This window comes from Streptomyces sp. JJ36 (assembly GCF_021696945.1).
Taxonomy (GTDB): domain Bacteria; phylum Actinomycetota; class Actinomycetes; order Streptomycetales; family Streptomycetaceae; genus Streptomyces.
Map to the genome: position 1 here is coordinate 34,774 of NZ_JACYHE010000036.1, position 21,464 is coordinate 56,237.

At 75.6% G+C, this 21,464-nt stretch carries 19 protein-coding genes; 9 read left to right on the forward strand and 10 right to left on the reverse strand.

Annotation, left to right across the window (positions count from 1 at the left end):
- Positions 1-36: 36 nt before the first annotated feature.
- Both HOY81_RS15630 and HOY81_RS15635 read left to right on the forward strand, forming a co-directional pair.
- Entirely contained in the window at positions 37-1,272 is a 1,236-nt protein-coding gene (locus HOY81_RS15630) for an NAD(P)/FAD-dependent oxidoreductase (protein ID WP_237321020.1), read from the forward strand.
- Between the two features lie 145 nt (positions 1,273-1,417).
- Positions 1,418-2,317 (forward strand): NAD-dependent epimerase/dehydratase family protein, encoded by a 900-nt coding sequence (locus tag HOY81_RS15635; protein ID WP_237321021.1) that lies wholly within the window; start codon positions 1,418-1,420, stop codon positions 2,315-2,317.
- 1,073 nt (positions 2,318-3,390) lie between these two features.
- Here the strand turns inward: HOY81_RS15635 and HOY81_RS15640 are convergent.
- From HOY81_RS15640 to fahA, 8 genes are all read right to left on the reverse strand, one after another.
- Positions 3,391-5,043, reverse strand: a complete 1,653-nt coding sequence (locus tag HOY81_RS15640; RefSeq protein WP_237321022.1) for a benzoate-CoA ligase family protein — start codon at positions 5,041-5,043, stop codon at positions 3,391-3,393.
- Positions 5,040-6,248: a beta-ketoacyl synthase N-terminal-like domain-containing protein gene (locus HOY81_RS15645; protein WP_237321023.1), complete on the reverse strand. Its 1,209-nt coding sequence runs from the start codon at positions 6,246-6,248 to the stop codon at positions 5,040-5,042. Before HOY81_RS15645 ends, HOY81_RS15640 begins: the two co-directional genes overlap by 4 nt.
- Positions 6,248-7,753: a beta-ketoacyl-[acyl-carrier-protein] synthase family protein gene (locus HOY81_RS27415; protein ID WP_272892854.1), complete on the reverse strand. Its 1,506-nt coding sequence runs from the start codon at positions 7,751-7,753 to the stop codon at positions 6,248-6,250. The genes HOY81_RS15645 and HOY81_RS27415 overlap by 1 nt, the downstream gene beginning before the upstream one ends.
- Positions 7,750-8,007: an acyl carrier protein gene (locus HOY81_RS15660; protein WP_237321024.1), complete on the reverse strand. Its 258-nt coding sequence runs from the start codon at positions 8,005-8,007 to the stop codon at positions 7,750-7,752. The genes HOY81_RS27415 and HOY81_RS15660 overlap by 4 nt, the downstream gene beginning before the upstream one ends.
- A gap of 26 nt (positions 8,008-8,033) precedes the next feature.
- The gene (locus HOY81_RS15665; protein WP_237321025.1) at positions 8,034-9,074 is read right to left on the reverse strand and encodes a UbiA family prenyltransferase; all 1,041 of its coding nucleotides are present in this window, start codon (positions 9,072-9,074) and stop codon (positions 8,034-8,036) included.
- A gap of 13 nt (positions 9,075-9,087) precedes the next feature.
- Positions 9,088-10,098 carry a polyprenyl synthetase family protein gene (locus HOY81_RS15670; RefSeq protein ID WP_237321026.1) on the reverse strand — a complete coding sequence of 337 codons (1,011 nt, stop codon included), beginning with the start codon at positions 10,096-10,098 and terminating at the stop codon, positions 9,088-9,090.
- 303 nt (positions 10,099-10,401) lie between these two features.
- Positions 10,402-11,079 carry a hypothetical protein gene (locus HOY81_RS15675; protein WP_237321039.1) on the reverse strand — a complete coding sequence of 226 codons (678 nt, stop codon included), beginning with the start codon at positions 11,077-11,079 and terminating at the stop codon, positions 10,402-10,404.
- 86 nt (positions 11,080-11,165) lie between these two features.
- Positions 11,166-12,356: a fumarylacetoacetase gene (fahA, locus tag HOY81_RS15680; RefSeq protein WP_237321027.1), complete on the reverse strand. Its 1,191-nt coding sequence runs from the start codon at positions 12,354-12,356 to the stop codon at positions 11,166-11,168.
- 221 nt (positions 12,357-12,577) lie between these two features.
- On the opposite strand from fahA, the gene HOY81_RS15685 reads away from it, so the two are divergent.
- From HOY81_RS15685 to HOY81_RS15710, 6 genes are all read left to right on the forward strand, one after another.
- Complete coding sequence (locus HOY81_RS15685) at positions 12,578-13,588, forward strand: polyprenyl synthetase family protein (protein ID WP_237321028.1); 1,011 nt, start codon at positions 12,578-12,580, stop codon at positions 13,586-13,588.
- Between the two features lie 233 nt (positions 13,589-13,821).
- The gene (locus tag HOY81_RS15690) at positions 13,822-15,069 is read left to right on the forward strand and encodes a DUF2092 domain-containing protein (protein WP_237321029.1); all 1,248 of its coding nucleotides are present in this window, start codon (positions 13,822-13,824) and stop codon (positions 15,067-15,069) included.
- 138 nt (positions 15,070-15,207) lie between these two features.
- Entirely contained in the window at positions 15,208-16,161 is a 954-nt protein-coding gene (locus HOY81_RS15695) for an ABC transporter ATP-binding protein (protein ID WP_237321030.1), read from the forward strand.
- Entirely contained in the window at positions 16,148-17,167 is a 1,020-nt protein-coding gene (locus HOY81_RS15700) for an ABC transporter permease (protein ID WP_237321031.1), read from the forward strand. The genes HOY81_RS15695 and HOY81_RS15700 overlap by 14 nt, the downstream gene beginning before the upstream one ends.
- Before the next feature lie 326 nt (positions 17,168-17,493).
- Complete coding sequence (locus HOY81_RS15705) at positions 17,494-18,000, forward strand: phospholipase (protein ID WP_272892856.1); 507 nt, start codon at positions 17,494-17,496, stop codon at positions 17,998-18,000.
- Positions 18,001-18,242: 242 nt separating this feature from the next.
- On the forward strand, positions 18,243-19,385 hold the full coding sequence (locus HOY81_RS15710) for a site-2 protease family protein (protein ID WP_237321033.1): 1,143 nt from the start codon (positions 18,243-18,245) through the stop codon (positions 19,383-19,385).
- 19 nt (positions 19,386-19,404) lie between these two features.
- On the opposite strand, the gene HOY81_RS15715 is transcribed toward HOY81_RS15710, so the two are convergent.
- Positions 19,405-19,854, reverse strand: a complete 450-nt coding sequence (locus HOY81_RS15715) for a VOC family protein (protein WP_237321034.1) — start codon at positions 19,852-19,854, stop codon at positions 19,405-19,407.
- Between the two features lie 101 nt (positions 19,855-19,955).
- Entirely contained in the window at positions 19,956-20,777 is an 822-nt protein-coding gene (locus HOY81_RS15720; protein ID WP_237321035.1) for an AraC family transcriptional regulator, read from the reverse strand.
- 50 nt (positions 20,778-20,827) lie between these two features.
- Here HOY81_RS15720 and HOY81_RS15725 point away from each other — a divergent pair, with 50 nt between their 5' ends.
- Positions 20,828-21,286 (forward strand): DUF2000 domain-containing protein, encoded by a 459-nt coding sequence (locus tag HOY81_RS15725; RefSeq protein WP_237321036.1) that lies wholly within the window; start codon positions 20,828-20,830, stop codon positions 21,284-21,286.
- Positions 21,287-21,464: the final 178 nt, after the last annotated feature.

A 21,464-nucleotide genomic window follows, 5' to 3' on the forward strand; every position in this document is an offset into this window, starting at 1 on the left:
TGAGGTCACCGTCCTGTCCGGGCGCACGGGGGAGACATGAACAGCACCACCGAGAAGGCCGATGTCGTCATCATCGGGGGCGGCCTCGCCGGGCTGTCCACGGGTATCGCACTGGCCGGTTCCGGAATCGACACCGCCATCGTCGAAACCCGCCGTGCGTCCGCCGCGGACGTCTTCGGATTTCTCCTCTGGCCGCCCGGGACACGCTGCCTGCAATGGTTAGGGGTGCTTCCCGAAGCACGCGCCGCCGGTGCGGAACTCGAAGCGCTGAGCTGGTTCGTGGCGAGCGCGCCGAAAACCCCCGGGGGGACCGGCCCGAATACCGGAGACGACCTCCGCCGCACCTGGCTCAGCGTCCGTACCGCGGAACTCGGCGCGGGCGTCTTCCTCGGCATCCTGCCCTCCCGGCTGGAGGAGATCCTGCGTGCCGCGGCACTCCGCTCCGGCGTACGCATCCTCGACTCCGCCCAGGGCTGGTCGCTCACCCGTGAACCGGCCGCCTGGACGGTCCACGTCGACCGGCCCGACGGCACAGAGTCCGTCCGTACGCCGCTGCTGGTCGGCGCGGACGGCGCCGGCTCCCGGCTGCGCGACGAACTCGGCCTGACCCACAGCCGCTGGCAGCCGCGCGGCCAGGCCGTCGTCACCGGCGTCGGCGGCCCGGTGCCGCGGCGTGAGTCGCGGCAGGCGCTCTCCGCCGAGGGCTCCGGCGGCTGCGTCAGCCTCGGCGAGGCGCAGAGCTGGCTCTACGCCGTCGTGCACGAGTCCGCCGCCGCGGACCCGGACCGCGCGGTACGCCACTACGCCACCCTCGACCCCGAGCCCGCCGCCGCCTTCGACGCGATCGAACGCGTCGCCGTGGTGCGGCCCTGGAACATCCGGGTCCCCCGCTGGGCCGCGGACGGCGCCGTGCTGATGGGCGACGCCGCGCACGGCATGCTGCCGCACTTCGGGCTCGGCGGCTCGCTGACCCTGGAGGACGTGCCGATCCTCTGCGAGGTGCTGGCGGAGGCGCTGCGCACCGGCGACACCTGCGCCGCGCGGCTCGCCGCCTTCCAGGAGCGCCGGCGCGCCCGCACCGCCTACGCACAGCGCACCTCCAACCAGTGGGCCCGGCTGCTCAGCCACCGCTTCCCCGGCGTGCAGACCGCCCGCGACCTGGCCGTACGCCGGCTGGTACGGGACATGGACCTGGTCGAGAGCTTCTACCGGGAGCTGGCCTCGCCCGCCGTGCCCCGGCTCAGCACCCGCGCGAAGATGCTGCTTCTCTGACGGAGCGCCGCCGGCCGGAGGGCGCCGCCGGCCGGGGCACGGCTGTCCGGGAGGCCCGTCCGTCCGGGGGCGCCGCTCCGCCTCAGGTGAGGAGAGCGGGCGCGCGGGACCGTACACGCACACACAGAGGTGAGGGATGGCCCAGATGGCCAAGCAAGGTACGGCCGCCGTCGTCGGCGGGCGGGGATTCATCGGCGGGGCGATCGTGGAGGCGTTGCGCTCGGCCGGCTGGGATGTCGTCGTGGTCACCCACAACGCCGCGCTGGCGGCCCGCCACCCGGGTTACCGCTGGGGCGACATGCTCGACCCCACGACCCTCGGACCCGCCGTCGAGGGCGCCGAACTCGTCGTGCAGAGCGCCAACTTCCCCGACTACCCCTTCGAGAAGCCCCAGCACCGGCACACCTATCTCGAGTACGACGGCCTGGGCACGGAGCGCCTGGTGCGCGCGGCCCTCGCCGCGGGCGCCCGCCGCTACGTCTTCGTCTCCGGGGTCGGCGTCACCGAGAACCCCACCAAGCCGTACTACCAGGCCATCCGCCGCGGTGAGCAGGCCGTGCTCGGCTCGGGCATGGAGGCCCTGGTGGTCCGCCCGGCGTTCGTCTACGGCCCGCGGGACAACGGCATCAACCGCATCGTCCGGGCCACCCGCTTCCTGCCGGTGCTGCCGCTGCCGGAGGCGGGCGACCAGGCGCACCAGCCCGTCCTCGTGGACGACATCGGGCGCCTCGTCGCCCAGGCCGTGGCGCCCGGTACGCCCCAGGGCGTCTACGAGATCGGCGGCCCGGACCGCATGACCATGCGGGAGATGCTCCGGCACGCCCTGAAGCTGGTCGGGCGCGACCGGCGGGTGGTCTCCGTCTCCGACGGCTTCGCCCGTCCCGTCGCCCGCGCCCTGTCCCACCTCCCCGGGCCGCTGATCACCCCGAACGCGCTGGACTTCATGCTGGAGGACTTCACCGCGGACCTCGGCCCCCTGCACAAGGACTTCGACCTGCGCCTGACCCCCTTCGACGAGGGGCTGCGCTCCTACCTCACGGCCTGACCCGCGTGGCGCGGGGCGCGGCGCGCGCCACGCGGGTCAGGGGGCGGGCCGGGGCGTGTCCGATTGCGCCTTCGCGGCCGGGTGGCGGGGCTGGGCATGGCTTCGCCGCCGGGGTGGTGGCGGGGCGTTGCCGGGTGCGGGGCTCGTTCTGTTGCGGTCACTGCTTGGCGGGCTACGGGGGGAGGGGTGCCTCGCCGGGGCGCGCTCATGCTGCGGGCGCGGGTGGTGTGGTCGGCTGGCGTTCACCCACCGGTGACGGGGCCGGGCGGCGGGGCGGTCGGTAGCCGGTGACGGGGGTGCCCTGGCGAGCTGCTGCCGCGCTGTGCCTGAGCTTTCGTCTTCTCGCTCCGCTCGTTCCCGGTGCGTGGCACTGCGGCGTCCGGCTGCGGGCCGTTCCGGAGTGGGTGTGCGCCTGCCCACAGCCTGTGGACAGAGCCGTCGCCCGGCGATTTCCTCGAGCCCCACCCTGCGGTCTCGCGGATCCCGGACGTCCGGCGCGCAGCCTCCGGCCCCTGGGTTCGGGCGTCCGGCGCGCGGCCTGCGGCCCATGGGTTCGGGCGTCCGGTGGTCGGCGTGCCACCTGGCGGGGCCTGTCCGCCGTCTGTCGGCAGTCGGGTGTCCGGCGCGCAGTAGGCGCAGCCCCGCCACACGCACCTGCGCCGGGCTCGACGAGGGCCATCGGTCCTGCGGTGCGACCCGGCCATCGGCGCACCCCCACTCCGGAACGGCCCGCAGGCGAACCCCGCAGTGCCACCGGCGTGACACGAGCGGAGCGAGAAGACGAAAGCTCAGGCACAGCGCGGCAGCAGCCCGCTAGAGCAACCCGTCTCCGGCTTACCGACCTGGACATGCCGCCCGGCCCCGTCACAGGCGGGTTGACCCCAGCCCACCACGCCACCCGCGCCGGCAGCCTGAACGAGCCCGGCACCCACCACCCCTCCCCTCGTAGCCCGCCAAGCAGTGACCCCAGCCAGGGACCGGCCGCATCCGGCCGGAACCGCAGCCGCTTCCGCCGCGACGCCGCCCCGCACGCCGCGATGCCGCCCCACCCGCCGCCCGCCGCCCGGGCGGCGTCACGCGGTGACGCGCGGGGCTGCCGCCTCCGCCCGCAGCACGTGGCGGGCGATCTTGCCGGTGGTGGTCCGGGGCAGGTCCGCCACCAGGCGGATCTCCCGCGGCTGTTTGTACGACGCCAGGTGGGTGCGGACGTGTGCGCGCAGCTCCCGGCGCACGGCGTCCTCGGACCCGTCGCCGGCGGGGGCGTCCGGTCGCAGCCGGACGTGGGCGATCACCTCGGTGGTGGCGTGCCGCCCCGGCACCCCGACGACCGCGCACTCCAGCACGGCCGGGTGCCGCAGCAGACAGTCCTCGATCTCGGTCGGCGCGACCTTGAACCCGCCGACCTTCAGCACGTCGTCGGAGCGGGCCACGAAGTGGTAGACGCCGCCCTCGTCCCGGCTGAGCTGGTCTCCCGTACGGGTCCACTCGCCGGCCATGGTGGCGGTGGTCGCGGGGTGGTTGTTCCAGTACCGGGCGGCGTTGGCCTGCCCGCGGACCCAGAGCTGGCCGATCTCCCCGTCGCCCAGCACCCGGCCCTGCTCGTCGCGGAGTTCGGCCTCGTACCCGGGCACCAGGGTGCCGGAGCTGCCGCGCGGGGTCCGGCCCGGCTCGGTGGCGAGGAAGATGTGCAGGCACTCGGTCGAGCCCAGGCCGTTCACGATCTCGACGCCGAAGCGTTCCCGCCACCGGTCCGCGAGGCTGGCCGGCAGCGGCTCGCCCGCCGAGACGCAGCAGCGCACGCTGGACAGGTCCACCTCGGCCCCGCGTTCGGCCACCGCCAGCATCGCCGAGTACAGGGCCGGTACGCCGAAGAAGACGCTGGGGCGGCAGCGTGCCGCCAGCCGCAGCACCCGTGCCGCGTCGGCGGCCTCCGGCAGCAGCAGCGTGCCCGCGCCCACGGACAGCGGGAAGAGGAACGAGTTCCCGAAGCCGTAGCCGAAGGACAGTTTGGCGGCGGAGAAGCAGAGGTCGCCGGAGGTCAGCCCCAGCCGGGCGGGCAGCCCGTCCAGTACCGCCTGCAGCCCGCGGTGCAGGTGGACGACGCCGCGCGGGGTGCCGGTGCTGCCCGAGGTGTACTGGATGACGGCCATGTCGTCGATGCTGGTCGCCCGGACCGGGACGTGGTCGTCCGGGGCCTGGTCGAGGAGGCGGGACAGCAGCGGCTCCGGGTACGGCACACCGCCGGGCTCGCCCGCACCGCCGGCGGCCGCACCGGACTCCTCCGCGCTCCCGCTCGCCCCCGGCTGCTCCGCGGCGGCCACCCACACCTGCTCCGGCCACTCCCCGCCGTCTCCGCGGGCCGCCCGTACGGCCGTGAGCTGCCCGGCGCCGACGACGGCGAGCCGCGGACGGCAGTCCGCGAAGACCCGGGCGTAGTCCTCCGCGGTGAGCTGGGTGGCCAGGGGAACCGGCACCGCGCCGATCCGCAGCAGGCCCAGCAGGCAGGCGAGATGGTCCGGGCCGTCGGGCAGGATCAGCGCCACCCGGGTCTCCAGGGTGACCCCGGCGTCGCGGAAGGCGTGTGCCGCGCGGCAGGCCCGGCGGTGAAGCTGCGCGTAGCTGAGGCGCTCCTGTTCGGTCCGCACGCAGAGGGCGTCGCCGTGGCCCCGCTCCAGGTGGTCGTCGAGCAGCCGGTGGACGATGTTCGCAGGGGGCAGACGGTTCACGGATGACCTCCGGGAGCTCCGAGGAGAAGGGCCGTCGCACAGCCGTGCGGGTCGGTGGAGAGGACGAGCAGCCGCCGCAGCGTTCGCCGGACGGCGGTCGGCCGCACGTCGAGGGCCGGCAGTGCCGGGTCGGGGGTGCGGAAGCCGGAGGTCCCGGGCAGCAGCCCCGCGCCCAGCGCCCGTACGGCCACCGCGGCCTGCACCGCCCCCGCGGCGCCCGCGCTGTCGCCGAGACCGCCGAGCACCGCGCACACCGGGACCCCGTCCGGCCGGAGTGCGGCCACGGCCTCGGCCTCGGCGGCGTCCAGCGGCCCGTCGCCGCAGGCGGAGACGAGGACGGCGTCCAGCTCCCCGGGCTCCCGGCCGGCCTCCGCGAGCGCCGCCTCGGCGGCCCGCCGGGCGGGCGACTCCCCGCCGAAGGCGGCGCCGGTGCCCAGGACCTCGGCCAGCGCCACGGTGCCTCGCCGCGCGGCGGCGCCCGCGTCCTCGACGGCCAGCGCGGCCGCGGCCTCGCCGGGCACCGCGCCGCTGCGGTCCCGGTCGAAGGGGCGGCCGGCCTCGGTGGTGCCGTAGGACGGGTCGGCGGTGCGCCGGGCGCGCAGCTCCGCGTAGCCGAGGGTCTGCACGCCGCCGGCGAGCATCAGTTCCGCCCGCCCGAGCCGCACCGCCCGTACGGACTCGGCCAGGGCGTCCAGCGCGGCGGCGCGGCCGCTGGACAGGGTGAGGTGCGGGCCGGCGGCGCCGAGCAGGATCGAGGCGGCGGCGGCCGGGGCGTTGAGGCCGGTCTGCGGGCCCTGGGCCGGGTTCACCTTGCGTACGCCGCCCTCCAGCCGGGCGGCGAACAGCTCCGCGTAGTCGTCCAGCCCGCCGGAGGTGGTCCCGGCGGCCACGCCGACCGACGGGTCGGTGTCCCAGCGTCCGGCCAGCCCGGCGTGCCGGGCCGCGGTCACCGCGGCCACCGCGAACGCCTTGCTCTCGGTGGAGAGGGTGCGCAGCCCGCGCCGGCCCAGGTGCTCCTCCGCCTCCGTCGGGCCGAGCCGGGCGACCCGCGCCGGTCCGGTGCCGGGGAGGCCGGGCGGTGCCGGCAGCGGCTCGGCGGGGACGGCGGGCGGGGGGTCCGTCGCGGTGGCGCGGTCCCAGAGCGCGCGGTGTCCGGAGCCGGCGGCGGTCAGCGCACCGATGCCGGTGATCACGACGCGGCGCATCAGCGCTCCGCTCCTTCCCGGCCGCCTCGGCCGCCACCGCCGCTTCGGTCGGCCGTGGTGCGGCCGGCCCCGGCGGGCCCCGGCCGCTGCGCGGGGGCGGTGATGACCGTGCAGCAGTTGTTGCCGCCAAAGCCGAAGGCGTTGTTCAGCGCCGCACGCACCGGGGTGCGGTGCTCCGCCCCGCGGACCAGGCGCGTCTCCGGCGGCAGGCAGCCGGGGTCCGGCTCGGTCACGTGCGCGGTGGGCGGCACCACCCCGTCCCGTACGGCCAGCACGCAGGCCACCGCGGCGATGGCGCCCGCCGCGCCCTGCGCGTGCCCCAGCAGCGACTTGAGCGCGGTGACCGGCACCGGCTCCCGGGACCGCCCGGCGAAGACCTCCGCGAGCGCGCGGGCCTCGGCGGCGTCGTTGGAGGGGGTGCCGGTGCCGTGCGCGCTGACCATGTCGATGTCCGAGGGCGTCAGCCCCGCCGCCTCCAGGGCGGCCCGCACGGACCGTACGGCGCCCAGGCCCTCGGGGTGCGGGGCTGTCATGTGGTGGGCGTCGGCGTACGAGCCGTACCCGGCGAGCTCCGCCAGCACGGTGGCGCCGCGGGCCCGGGCGCACTCCTCGGCCTCCAGCAGCAGCACGCCCGCGCCCTCGCCGAGCATCAGGCCGGCGCGGTCGGTGCCGAAGGGCTGCACCGCCTTGGGCGCGAGCGCCCGGAAGCTGTTGAACATCAGGAACATCGCCTCGGAGAGCTCGTCGGCGCCGCCCGCGACCATGGCGTCCGCGCGTCCGTCCGCGACGGCGTCCGCGGCGTGGGCGAGCGCGCTGTTCCCCGCCGCGCAGGCGGTGGCCAGCAGCAGGCCGGGGCCGTGCAGGGCGAACACCTGCGCGGGCAGCCCGTTGATGCGCTGCGGCAGGTGGGCGGTGACGCCGCCCGTGCCCGTGGCGCCGCCCGTGCCGCCGGGCGCGCCCGGGCCCGTGGTGCCGCCCGGTGCGGGCGCGCCCGGGCCGCTCCCCGCCGCCGCGGCGCGCCAGGCGCGCAGCGGGCCCTCCATCCCGGGCCGGTTGCCGACCACCACGCCGAAGGCGGTGCCGATCCGCTCCGGTGCGTACGCCCGGAGGGGGCCGCCCGGCAGCGCCGGGCCGCCCGCGGGCAGCAGTCCGGCGTGCTCCAGCGCCAGCCGGGTCGCGGCCAGCGCGAAGGACTCGCTCCGGGTCAGCGGACCCAGCCCGTACGCGGCGTCGGGGACGGGCGGCGTCCAGTCCCGGATCTCCCCGCCGCGGTGGGTGAGGCAGTCGCCGGTGTCGAAGAGGGTCACCTCGCCGGTGCCGGACCGTCCCGCCCGGGCCGCGGCCCAGAACTCCTCGGCGCCGGTGCCGATCGCGGACACCACGCCCAGCCCGGTGACCACCACCCGGCGGCGGCGCGTCCCGTCCCGTGTCACGTCCGCCGTCCCCTCCGGCTCCTCGCCGGGCGCCGCCCGCCCGGCGGCCTCCTGCGCGGGCGTCGCCGTCATTCCGCCAAAGCCTGCTGGGCGACCTCGACGGCGGCCTTCACCGAGGTGATGCGCACCTCGTCGTCCACCGAGAACTGCACGCCGAGCTCGTCCTGGAGGACGGAGACCAGCTCCAGCCGCTGGAGCGAGTCGCCACCCGCGTCCTCGAACGTGGTGGCGTCGGCGAGCTCCTGCGGCTCCAGCTCGAGGATGCGCAGCGCGTGTTCCCGTACCAGCGTGCGGAGGGCGTCCTCCGTCAGCGGGGCTCCTGCCATGTCCCTTCGGTTCCTTCCCTTTCCGTTCACGCTTGCTGCCGCAGCCGCCCGCCGGCGCCCTGCGGGCGGACCAGCGAGAGGACGGCGCGGAGCGTCGCCCGGCGCACACCGGGCGACCAGTGGAGGCGCTGCGTCGTGAGGCCCCAGAAGGCGAGGGTGCCCGCGACCGCGGCCAGGGTGCCGGGCCGCGGCGCGTACAGCAGGGCCGCGACGGACAGCGAGAGCATCCAGTACTGGTAGAAGAACTCCCGCGTCGCGAGCTGCTGCTCCGGGGAGGCGGCCCGCCAGAGGCAGCGGCCCAGCGCCGCGCCCACCGGCGCAAGCAGCAGCCACAGCAGGAAGCGCGCCGGGAAGAGCCCGGCCGCGACGAAGACCAGCACCAGCAGGTAGGTCGACCCGACCATCACGCCGGCGATCCAGGCGCCGCGCCGCTGGAGCAGCTCCACCCAGGCGCTGTGGTAGCCGATGCGTGCGTCGCCGGCCAGGTCGGTGAGGTCCTTCGCGCCGCCGAGGGCCAGCAGGGTGACCATCCCGGTGACGAAGAAGGGCAGCGGGTAGCCCGCGAAGTCCCGCCACACCTGGGCGTCCCAGTGGTCCTGGGCCAGCACCCAGCCGATCACGAAGGTGCCGCCGAAGTGGAAGGTGAGCAGCAGCGGCGCGAGCCAGCGGTTCCGGGAGAGCCGCAGCCCGTACGAGTAGTTGACCGCGCTGAGCCCGGCGAGCAGCAGGAACAGCGCCAGCACCGGGTCCGGGTGCAGCACCAGCAGCACCACGTCCAGCAGGGCGACGGTGCTCCAGGCGGCCACCGCCGTGCGGCGGATGGCCGGGAAGCCGGCGCGGTGGCAGAGGGCGGTGCGTTCGGCGCGGTTGATCTCGTCCTCGGTGCGGTCCGCCAGCCGGTTGAGGCTCTCGGTGCCGAGGCCGTGGGCGAACCAGTACACCGCGCCGAGCACCAGCCACAGCCAGCGTGCCTGGCCGGCGGCGAGCAGCGCGGTGCAGTAGGGGAGGTAGTAGAGGGCGGTGAAGCGGACGCTGGTGGCGCGCAGCAGCGCGGGGACGCGGGACACCGGGCGGTCCCCCTTACCGGTCGCGTTCCGCGACGGCCACGCAGAGCGAGGCCAGCCCGTCCTTCGCGGGGCCGTCGGGCAGCGGCGCGAGCGCGGCGCGGGCCCGCTCGGCGTACTCCCAGACCTGCTTGCGGGTGCGGTCCAGGCTGGGGTGGGCGCGTAACAGGGCGAGGGCCTCCTCGCGTTCGGCGCCGCTGAGCCCGTCCCGCTTCCGGCCGGGGGCGAGCAGTTCGTTGAGCCGGCGGCTCTCGGCGTCGGTGCCCTGGAGGGCGTAGAGCACGGGGAGACTGGTGACGCCCTGGTCGAGGTCGGTGCCGGGGGTCTTGCCGGAGCTGGCCTTCCGGCCGGTGACGTCCAGCAGGTCGTCGGACATCTGGAAGGCGATGCCGAGCAGAGTGCCGTACTCGGCGAGGGCGGTGACATGGGCGTCGGCGGCGGCGGCCGTCAGGGCGCCGATGCGGACGCAGGTGCGCATCAGGGAGGCCGTCTTCTCGGAGACGACGGCGAGGTAGTGGTCGAGGGGGTCGTCGTCCGGTCCCGGCCCGTCCATCTCCCGTATCTGTCCCGTGACCAGCTCCGCGAAGGTGCCGACCTCCAGCCGGGCAGGGAGCGACGGTAACGCGGCCATCAGCAGGAAGGAGCGGGAGAAGAGGTAGTCACCGGCGAGCAGCGCGACGTCGTCGCCCCAGCGGGCGTTGACGCTGGGCACGCCGCGGCGCAGCGGCGCCTCGTCCATCACGTCGTCGTGGCAGAGCGCGGCCATGTGCACCAATTCGACCGCGGCGGCCGCACGGAGCACGTCGGGGTCGGTGTGTTCGCCGAAGCGGGCCGCGAGGAGCGTGAGCAGCGGGCGGTGCCGCTTGCCTCCGGCGTCCACGAGGTGCCGGGAGGCGTCGTGCAGCAGGGCGACGTCGCAGTGCACGCTCTCCTGGATGATGTTCTCCACCGCTGCGAGATCCGTGTGGAGTTCGGCGGCGAGCTGCGGATCGAGCTGCGGAGACTTCGCGGAATCCTCGGTAGTCACGCATTCCCCCAGATGAGTACGCCGAGGTCGCCGGGACCCTGCGCGGGGCCCGGTACGGCGGGTGCCGCGGCAAGCGTACGGAACCCTACCCGCGTCACAACAGGAGTTCGACAGGAAAACGGACGCTCGGGAAAGGGCCAAAGTCCCGGAAAACAGGGGGAGTTGACGGTTCCGTTTGGTCTGGCGCCGAAAGGGCGGGGCGGAGAGGGTCCGGGCCGCGCCGGGAGACGGGGGGCGGCCGCCGGGGGAGGAGGCGCACCGCGTACCCGCACCGCCGCGCCGGCGGTGCGGGTACGTGCCGGGTCAGCCCTCGGGGAACTCGGGGCCGGGCAGCCCGGAGGCGTCGTCGGCCCGGGTGAAGGTGTCGGTGCCGCCGCCCTTCCAGTCGACGGTCAGCTTGTCGCCCTTCAGGCTCGTGACGGTGCCCTTGTCGTAGTCGCCCTGCATGCACCTCAGGTCCAGCGTGACCGGGTCGGCGTCCCGGGCGACGGTGCCGGTGCAGCTCGCCCCGCCTCCGCTGAGCAGGGCCTCGCCGTCGTCGACCAGCAGGATGAGGTGGCCGGGCTCGGTGAGCTCGCCGGTGGACCAGCCGCCCTCCAGCCCGGCCCCGCCGGACTCGCCGCCGCCACCGCTCCCCCCGCCGGACGAGCCGCCGGTGCCGCCGCCGCTGCTTCCGCCGGAGCCGCCGTCGCCGCCCGACGCGGAGCCGCCGTCGCCGCCCCCGGAGGCCGAGCCGCCGCTGGTGCCGGACGAGCCGCCGTCGCCGCCCCCGGAGCCCGAGCCGCCGTCGCCGCCCCCGGAGTCGTCCCCGCCGGAGCCGCCGGTCGTGCCGCCGTCCTCCTGCTGCTCGCTCGCCTTTCCGCCGGACGCGCCGCCGTCGCCCTTCCCGGAGCCGCCGTCGTCGCCGCTTCCGCAGCCGGTCAGCAGCAGTGCGGCGGCGACGGCCGCCGTGGCCGCCGCGCTACGCGCCGTTCTGCGCACGTTGCCCACCCTCCGTCACGACAGGGCTCGCGGCCGTGTCGGTGCTGTCATGAACAGATCGCGCCATCGTAGTCCTCGGGGTCCGCTCATCCGGCCGGGTGAATCAGGCCGGTGACCTCGCCGAGGCCGATGCGACGGCCCTGCGGGCCGGGCGCCCAGGCGGTGAGGCTGATCTCGTCCCCGTCCGCCAGGTAGGGGCCCTTGCCGGCGGTCAGCTCCAGCAGGCAGCCGAGCTGGTCCGGCTCCGGCCCGCTGACGGTGCCGGAGGCGAAGAGGTCCCCGGTGCGCAGCGAGGCGCCGTTCACCGTCATGTGCGCGAGCTGCTGGGCGGCCGTCCAGTACATGGCCGAGAAGGGCGGCTCCGCGATCTTCTCGCCGTTGCGCCGTACGGTGATCCGGATGTCGTAGCCGTCCTGCTCGCCCGCGTCGTCCAGGTAGGGCAGCAGCGGCAGGTCCCGGGCCGGCGGCGCGGTGCGGGCCGTCTCCAGGGCGTCCAGCGGCGTGATCCACGGCGAGACCGAGGTGGCGAAGGACTTGCCGAGGAAGGGGCCGAGCGGCACGTACTCCCAGGCCTGCAGGTCCCGGGCCGACCAGTCGTTCAGCAGGCACACGCCGAAGACGTGCTCCCGGAAGGACTCCCGGCCCACCGGCGTGCCCAGGGCGGAGGGCCGGCCGACCACGAAGCCGACCTCGGCCTCGATGTCCAGCCGTTCCGAGGGGCCGAAGAGCGGTGCGGGCTCGGCCGGGGGCTTGCGCTGGCCGTGCGGCCGTACGACCGGGGTGCCGGAGACCACCACGGTGCCGGCCCGGCCGTGGTAGCCGATCGGCAGGTGCTTCCAGTTGGGCGTCAGCGGGTCGCCGTCCGGGCGGAAGATCCGGCCCACGTTCGAGGCGTGGTGCTCGCTGGCGTAGAAGTCGACGTAGTCGGCGACCTCGAACGGCAGGTGCAGCGTGACCTCGGAGAGCGGGTGCAGGTGCGGCCGCACGGTGTCCCGGTGGGCCGGGTCGGTCAGCCAGCGGCGCAGCTCGGCGCGGACCGGCTCCCACACCGGGCGGCCGGCCGCCATCAGCGGGTTCAGCAGCGGCTGCCGCAGCAGCTCGGCGTGGCCGGAGCCGAGGGCCGTGGCCGCGGCGCCGGCGTCCAGCACGCACGCGCCGTAGCGGACGCCGATCCGGCGGTCCTGCGGCGCGTCCGGGGTGGTGAACAGCCCGTACGGGAGGTTGTCCGGCCCGAAGAGGTCGTCCTCGGGGAGGTCGAACGGGGTGGCTTCGGTCATCGGGGGTGTGCCTCGCCTTCGAGGTCGTCGCCGGTCAGGGCCGCGCACAGGCTATCGGCACCCGACCGGCCGCCCCCTACGGGACCGGGGGGCGCGCCCCGGGGTACGCGCGGGGGTACGCGCCGGGAGTGATCCACACCCGACCGGATACGCTGCCCGTGATGGTGACAGCGATACGTCGACATACCGCGCAGTACACCGCGTAGACAGGAGATCCCCTCGTGACCGTGGTCGGACCCTTCGGGCTGAGCCTGCGGGACCAGGTCCTGGAAGCCGACGTCCAGGCAGGGTTGGCGGCTGTCGAGGAGGGCCTCCTGGAGGCCACCAAGAGCTCCGTGCCGTTCATCACCGGTGCCGCCCAGCATCTGGTGCACGCGGGCGGGAAGCGCTTCCGGCCGCTGCTGGTGATGCTGGCCGCCCAGTTCGGCGACCCGCACGCGCCCGGGGTGGTGCCGGCCGCCGTGGTGGTCGAGCTGACCCATCTGGCGACGCTCTACCACGACGACGTGATGGACGAGGCGGATGTGCGGCGCGGGGTCCCCAGCGCCAATGCGAACTGGGACAATTCGGTCGCGGTGCTCACCGGCGACTTCCTCTTCGCCCGCGCCTCGCACATACTGGCCGACCTCGGACCCGAGGCCGTCCGCATCCAGGCCGCCGCCTTCGAACGCCTGGTCACCGGCCAGATCATGGAGACCGCCGGCCCGCAGAACGGGGAGGACCCCGTCTCCCATTACCTGGACGTCATCGCCGGCAAGACCGGCTCGCTGATCGCCGTCGCCGGCCGCTTCGGGGCGATGATGTCCGGCGCCGACGAGCGGGTCGTCTCGATCATGACCCAGTACGGCGAGCGGATCGGCACCGCCTTCCAGCTCGCCGACGACGTGCTGGACATCGCCAGCGACTCCCGGGAGTCCGGCAAGACCCCCGGTACCGACCTGCGGGAGGGCATCCCCACCCTGCCCGTGCTGCATCTGCGCGCCCGCGCCGCGCGCGGCGGTTCCCCGGAGGACCGGGAGCTGTGCGCGCTGCTCGACGGCGATCTCACGGACGACGCCCGGCATGCGGAGGCGCTGGCCGCGCTCCGTGCGCACCCGGCGCTGGAGCAGGCCCGCCGCGACACCGTCCGCCATGCGGACGAGGCCCGGGCGATGCTCGCGCCGCTGCCCGAGTGCGGGGCGCGCACCGCCCTCTCCCAGCTCTGCGACGCGGTCGTCCACCGCGCGGGCTGACCGCGGCGGCCCGGGGCGCCCCTCAGGGGCCCGCTCACCCGGGCGGCGCAGCCGCCACGGGCGGCGTCCTACCCGAGGAGTACGCGGAGTTGCCTCCGCCGGCTGACGCCCCGGCGCCGGGTCTTTGGTCGTATGGAGTGACCATCCCGCACCGAGTCGGGTGACAATGGGCGGCGAGGGACGGACGAGTGCGAGGTCAGAACCGCCGCCGACCACGGAGGTAGGGCACACACATGGCACAGATCCAACCGATCAGGGCGCACGGCAAGCTGGCCCGCTACGGCGTACCGGTCGCGGTCGCCGGGGTGGCGGCGGCCACCATCGGGCTGGTCCCGGCGCTCGCCGACTCCGGCGACCCCGACCTGCCGAAGATCAGCGCCGAGGAGCTGATCGCGAAGATGGCCGAGTCCGGCACCGACCGGCTCTCCGGCACGGTCAAGGTCACGACCGACCTCGGCCTCCCCGCCCTCCCGGGCGCCGCCGGCGGCGGGGGCTTCGGCGGCGGCCCCGGCGAGCCTTCCGGGCAGGGCGCCGAGGGCTCCGGGGAGGAGGGCTCCCCGGCGGCACCGCAGCGGAAGCTGGCGGAGCTCGCCTCCGGCGAGCACACGCTGCGTGTCGCGGCCGACGGCCCGGAGAAGCAGCGGCTCTCGATCGTCGAGGACGCCGCCGAGTACAGCCTCATCCGCAACGGCAACGAGGTGTGGGCGTACGACAGCGCCAGCAACTCCGTCTTCCACGGCGTCGGGCCCGAGGACGCCGGTGCGGAGCGGCAGCGGCACGAGGAGCTGCCCGGCGGCCTCGGCGACCTCACCCCGCAGGAGGCGGCCGACCGGGCCGTCGCGGCGGTCGGGGACTCCACCACGGTGACCGTGGACGGCACCGCCAAGGTCGCCGGCCGGGACGCCTACCAGCTCCTCATCAAGCCGAAGGCGGAGACGCACTCGACGGTCGGCGCCGTCCGTATCGCCGTGGACGCCGAGAAGAGCGTGCCGCTGAAGTTCACGCTCACCCCGCGCGGCGGCGGTGAGGCCGCCGTGGACATCGGCTACACCACGGTCGACTTCGGGAAGCCGGACGCGGACACCTTCCGCTTCTCGCCGCCGGAGGGCGCCGACGTCACCGAGAAGCGGTTCACCGGGGAGGAGCGGCAGCACCGCGGGGACCGGAAGGGCGAGGAGCCGCGGTCCGGCCTCTCCGGCCTGGAGATCATCGGCGAGGACTGGAACACCGTCGCCGAGCTGGAGTTCCCCGAGGGCCAGCTCGGCAGGCCCGGCGACCGCGGCCCGGAGGGGCTGGACGACCCGCGGGCGAAGCGCCTGCTGGACGCCTTCACCGACGAGGTCCGCGGTGACTTCGGCACCGGCCGGGTCTTCGAGTCCACGCTGTTCAACGCCCTGCTGACGGAGGACGGTACGGTCTACGCCGGCGCCGTCACCAAGGAGGGCCTGATCGAGGCCGCCGAGAAGGGCGCCCAGCGCTGACGTCGCGCCCGCGCGGCTCCGCCCGTACGCGGGGCCGCGGGGGCGGACACGGGGTCGGCGGGCGCCGCCGGCACGTCGCCGGGGCGGCCCGGGAAGCCGTCAGCGGCCGTCACGGGCCGTCAGGAAAGCGGGAAGCAGATGACAGAGGCGTCCGGCGCGGTGGTCGAGACGCGCGGGCTGAGCAAGCGGTACCGCGGCGGGCAGCTCGCCGTCGACGGGCTGGACCTCACCGTGCCGCGCGGCAGCGTCTTCGGCTTCCTGGGCCCCAACGGCTCCGGCAAGACCACCACGATCCGCATGCTGCTCGGGCTGATCGAGCCGACCGGCGGCAGCGCACGGCTGCTCGGCGAGCCGGTGCCGGAGGCGGCCCGGCGGGTCCTGCCGCGGGTCGGCGCGCTGATCGAGGGGCCCGCGCTCTACGGCTTCCTCTCCGGTCGCGACAACCTGCTGCGGTATGACGCCGCCGACCCCACCGCCGACCCGGCCACCCGCCGCGCCCGGGTGGCGGAGGCCCTGGACCGGGTCGGGCTCGGCGCGGCCGGCGGCAAGAAGACCCGCGCCTACTCGCTGGGCATGAAGCAGCGGCTCGGGCTGGCCGCCGCACTGCTGCGGCCACGGGACCTGCTGGTCCTGGACGAGCCCACCAACGGCCTGGACCCGCAGGGCATGCGGGAGATCCGGGCGCTGGTGCGGGAGCTGGCCGGGGACGGCAGCACCGTCTTCCTCTCCTCCCACCTGCTCGACGAGATCGAGCAGGTCTGCACGCACGCCGCGGTGATGCACCGCGGCCGGCTGGTGACCCAGGGGACCGTCGCCGAGCTGTCCGCGGACGCGCGTGGCCGGCTGGCCGTCACCACGCCCGACCCGGCGGACGCGGCCCGCATCCTGAAGGAGCACGGCCTCACGGACCTCACCGTCACCGACGACCGGGTCACCGGTGCGCTGCCCGCCGCCGCGCCGCCGGACCCGGCCGAGCTGAACGCCGCGCTGGTGCGCGGCGGGGTCCGGGTACGGGCCTTCGGCCAGGAACGGGTCTCGCTGGAGGACGCGTTCGTCGCGCTCACCGGGGAGGGTTTCGATGTCGCGGGCTGAGTCACGGGCTGACGCGCAGGCTGGTGCGCCGGCCGAGTCAGGGTCCGGAACCGGGCCCGCCTCCGTGTCCGGGGCGCGTGCCGAGGCGCCCGGGGCCGGGCCGGCCGCGGGCGCCGGGGGACCGGGCGTGCCGCCGGGTCCGGACGCGGGGCAGCGGCCCGTACGCCGGCTGCCGCGCCCGTCCGGCCTGCTCCGCAGCGAGCTGCTGACCACCCTGCGGCGGTGGCGCACGCTCGCGCTGCTCGGGGTGCTGGCGCTGGTCCCGGTGCTGGTGGGCATCGCCGTGCGGATCGAGACCGGCGACGGCGGTTCGGTCGGCGGTGGCGGCGGTGAGGGCCCCGCCTTCATCACCCAGGTGACGAACAACGGGCTCTTCCTGGTCTTCACCGCGCTCGCCGCCACGCTGCCGTTCTTCCTGCCGATGACGGTCGGCGTGGTCGCGGGGGACTCCGTGGCGGGGGAGGCGGGCGCGGGCACCCTGCGCTATCTGCTGGTCGCACCGTCCGGCCGGACCCGGCTGCTGCTGGTCAAGTTCACCGCGGTGGCGGCCTTCTGTCTCGCCGCCACCGCGGTCGTCGCGGCCTCGGCACTGGCGGTGGGCGCCCTGCTCTTCCCGCTCGGCGAGGTGACCCTGCTCTCCGGCACCACGGTGTCGTTCGGCGAGGGCCTGCTGCGCGCGGCGGCGATCGCCGTCCTGGTGGCGGCCTCACTGCTGGGACTGGCGGCGATCGGGCTGTTCGTGTCGACGCTCACCGACAGCGGGGTCGCGGCCATGGCCGCCACGGTCGGGCTGCTCATCACCGTGCAGATCGTGGACCAGATCCCGCAGCTCGACGCCGTGCACCCGTATCTCTTCCCGCATCACTGGCTTTCCTTCGCGGACCTGCTCCGGGACCCGGTCTACTGGGAGCCGGTGCTGCGGAACCTGGGGCTCCAGGGGCTGTACGTGGCCGTGTTCGGCTCGGCGGCCTGGGCCCGCTTCACCACCCGTGACGTCACCGCCTGAGTCCGCCTCAGCTCGGCTCGGCTCAGCTCCGCCCGCCTCCACCCGCCTCGACCCGTCTGCGCCGGGCGTCCGGCAGCCGCACGGGCGGGCGGCCCGGACGGCCGGGTGGTGGGTGGCGGGTGTACCGGCCGAACCGGCGTGCGGGGGAGGGGCGTTCACTCACCCGGGCGAAATTCCGGGCTCTGACACCTCGTGTGAGTGCGGTGAAGGCGCGGTGACAGCGCACCCGTTGGACACTGGTTCCGTTTCTGTCCTGGCCAGGTAGAGAAGCGCACCCCCCGTCCACGGCCCACCGCGGGCCGACACCCTCACCCGGAGGAACACGGATGCGTCGCCGCGTGATCTTTGGCATGTCCGCAGCAACCAGCGCCTTCGCCGCCACCCTCGCCCTCTCCGCCCCCGCCCACGCCGTACCGTCCGACAAGCTCGACGTGATGGCGAGCTGGACCCAGACGAGCGCCGCCAGCGAGCAGGCCTTCCACCACGCACGGGCCCGGCAGGGAGACTGGGCCGCGTACCAGTTCGACTGGTCGACCGACAAGTGCAGCAGCTCCCCCGACAACCCCTTCGGCTTCCCGTTCGAGAACTCGTGCATCCGGCACGACTTCGGCTACCGCAACTACAAGGCCGTCGGGCAGTTCGAGGCGCACAAGGACCGCATCGACAGCGCCTTCTACGCCGACCTGAAGCGCGTCTGCGCCGGCTACTCCGGCGGCACCCGCACGGCCTGCAACAGCACCGCCTGGACCTACTACCAGGCCGTCAGCATCTTCGGCATCTCCGCGGCGGACGCCCCGGCGAAGGCCGCGCCGCCGGCCGGCGCCGTGCGCTGACACCCGGCGGGCCCTGCCCGCACGACGCGCGCGGCATGTGCCCCGCGCCCCCGGCCCCGGACCGCCGACGGCGGTCCGGGGCCGGACGTACGCGACCGGCCGTGACGAGTGCCCCGGCGGCCCCGCGGCAAATCTCCCGTACGCCGGTCCGCGGGGCGGGTGGCGCCGCCCGCCCCGGGTACCCGGTCCGCACCGGCGCACCGCAGGGGAGGAGCGGGCGTGCCGCACGGGAGGAGGTCGCCGTGAGAGAGACGTTCTCGCTGGGGCGCCTGGCCGGGATACGGGTCGGGGTGAACTGGAGCGTCCTGGTCATCTTCGTGCTCATCGCCCTCGGGCTGGCGGAGGGCCGCCTCCCGGAGGCGCACCCGGACGGCTCCTGGTGGCAGTACTGGCTCGTCGGGCTGGCCGCCGCGGTCGTCTTCTTCGCCTCGCTGCTCGCCCACGAGATCGCGCACGCCGTGGTGGCCCGGCGTAACGGCGTCCATGTCGACGGCATCGTGCTGTGGATGCTCGGCGGAGCCGCCCGGCTGCGCAGCGAGGCGCCGAACCCGGGCGCCGAGCTGCGCATCGCGGGCGTCGGGCCGCTGGTCAGCCTGGTGCTCGGGGTGGTGTTCGGGCTGCTCGCCGGGGTGCTGGGCGGGCTGCTCGGCGGCGGCTTGGCCGTCGAGGCCGTCGCCTGGCTGGCGGCGATCAACGTCCTCCTGGCCCTCTTCAACGTGCTCCCGGCCGCACCGCTGGACGGCGGACGGCTGCTGCGGGCCGTGGTGTGGTGGCGTACCGGCAGCCGGCTGCGGGCCACCCGGGCGGCCACCGTGGCCGGCCGGGCGCTCGGCTGGGCGCTGGTCGTCCTCGGGCTCTACCTGCTGGTGGCGGGCGCCGGCTTCAGCGGCGTCTGGCTGGCGATCATCGGCTGGTTCCTGGTGGCCGCGGCGACCATGGAGGGCAGCCAGGCACAGCTCCGCGAACTGCTCTCCGGCATCCCGGTGCGGCAGGCCATGACCGCGGACCCCGTCACCGTCCCGGAGACGGAGACCCTGGCGGAGTTCCTGGAGGGGCCGCGCTACCGCTACCGGCACTCCGCCTTCCCCGTGGTCGCCGAGGACGGCTCACCGCGGGGACTGATCACCCTCCGGCGCGCCCGCGACGTCCCCGAGGAGCGGCAGGCGACGGCCACCGTCGCGGACGCGATGCTCCCGGCCGCGGACGTGCCCACCGCCGGCCCCGAGGACCCGCTCGCCCAGCTCCTGCCCGAGCTCCAGGCCGGCGACGTGCGCCGGGCTCTCGTGGTGGCGGACGACCGGCTGGTCGGGATCATCTCCTCCTCCGACCTCGGCCGCATCCTCTCCTGGCTGACCTCCACCACGCCCTGGGCCACCCGCCGGTGAACCCGGCATGGCGTGGTGCTCAGGCCACGCAGAACTCGTTCCCCTCCGGGTCGGCCAGCACCGTCCAGCTCCCCTGCGGCTCCGCCACCTCGCGCAGCACCCGCGCCCCCCGCGCCTCCAGCCGGGCGACCGTGGCGGCCCGCGCCCCGGGGCCCGCGTGCACATCGATGTGCAGCCGGTTCTTCACCGTCTTCGCCTCGGGGACGCGCTGGAAGAGCAGCCGCCTGCCGAGCCCCGTGCCGCTCTCCGCGTCGAACGGGTCGTCCGGGTGGCGGGCGGCGGCCGCGTCCCGGAAGAACCGCCGCCCGGCGAACTCGGTCACCAGGTCCTCGCCGATCACGCCACCCGCGAGCAGCCGCTCGATCAGCGTGCTGTTGTCCTCCAGCTCGTAGCCCAGTGCGTCCGCCCAGAAATCCGCCTGGCGGTGCGGGTCGGCCGCATCGATCACCAGCTTCCAGCCCAGCGCCATCGCCCTGCTCCTTCCTCCGCGCCCCGCTCGCTTCTCCGTCTTCCTCATCCTGCACGCCGGCACCGACAGCGGGGGCCCCGCCGGGACGCCGCCGGGCCGGTTCAGCCCGTACGGGCCCGCGGACGGCGCCCGCGTGGGCGCCCCGAGCCGGTGAAGCGGCCCGGGCCGACGCCCACCACCCGCGTGAAGTGCCGGGTGAGATGGGACTGGTCGCAGAAGCCCGCCGCCACGGCGGCCTCCGGAACGGGCCACCCGTCGAGCAGCAGCCCGCGGGCCAGGTCGACCCGCCGGGTGGTCAGGTAGCGGTGCGGCGGCATGCCGAACTCGCGGCCGAAGGCCCGGACCAGATGCGAGGGGTGGGCGTGCAGCTGCGCCGCGGCCTCGGTCAGGGTGAGCCCCTCGGCGGTGCGCGCATCCAGCAGCTCGCGCAGCCGGCGGGCGAGCCCCGGGTCCCGGCGGACCGGCACGGGGGCGACCGCATGGCGCAGATGCTGCTCCAGCCGCTCCCGGATGAGCGTGAGCCGGCTCTCCGCCTCCAGCTCCTCGCCGGGCGCCGCCAGGGCGGTGTGGAGCTGGTGGACGCGGCGCCGCAGCACCGGGTCGGCCAGCTCGGGGCGGTCCACCGCCATGCCGATCAGCCGCTCGCCGAGCTGTGGCCCCTCCAGGTAGACCACCCGCTTGCGGAAGCCCCGCGCCGTGGCCGCGGCGCCGTTGTGCGGGACGTGCGGGGGCAGCAGGGTGACCACGTCCCGTGGGGCGCCGTGCCGGTGCCGGTCCAGGTCGTAGCGGACCACGCCGTCGTCGACGATCAGCAGCGTCCAGGTGCCGTGCGCGTGCATCGGGTACGCGTGATCGGTGAAGTGCGCGTGGAACACCTCGCGGACCCCTGCCACGGGCGGGCGCCAGGCGCGGACCTCGGCCATGCAAGAAACGTACAAGACCCCGGGGCCCGGCGCCCGCGAGCATCGGGGCCATGACCGATCCGCATCCCACGCCCCCGGACACCCCCGCGCCCGCCACGCCCGGACCCGAGGCGTCCGGCGCGGCTCCCGCCGGGGACGCCGCGCCCGTACGCTTCGACACCAAGGTCGCCGTGCTGCTCCGGGACGACCTCGCCGTCTGGCAACGCCTCAACGTGACGGCGTTCCTGGTCAGCGGCCTGGGCACGGCCCGCCCCGAGGTGATCGGCGAGCCCTACGCGGATGCCGGCGGCACCGGGTACCTGCCGATGTTCCGGCAGCCCGTGCTGGTCTTCGAGGGGACGAAGGAGACCCTGACGGCCGCGCACGCCCGCGCCCTGTCCCGCGGCCTCGCCGTCGCCGTCTTCACCGGCGATCTCTTCTCCACCGGCAACGACCGGGACAACCGGGCGGCGGTGCGTGCCGTGCCCGGGGACGCCCTGGACCTGGCCGGGCTGGCCGTGTACGGGTAGCGGAACGCGGTGGACAAGGCGCTCAAGGGCGCGCGGATGCACCCCTGACCACCGGCGCGGGGGCCCGGGCCCCCGGCGGGGCCCCCGCGCCGGGCGGGCTCAGCCGGTGGTCTCGTGCTCCGCCGGCCCGGCCGCAGCGGCCCGTGCGGGCGGCAGCGTGCCGTCCGGCTCGCCGGGG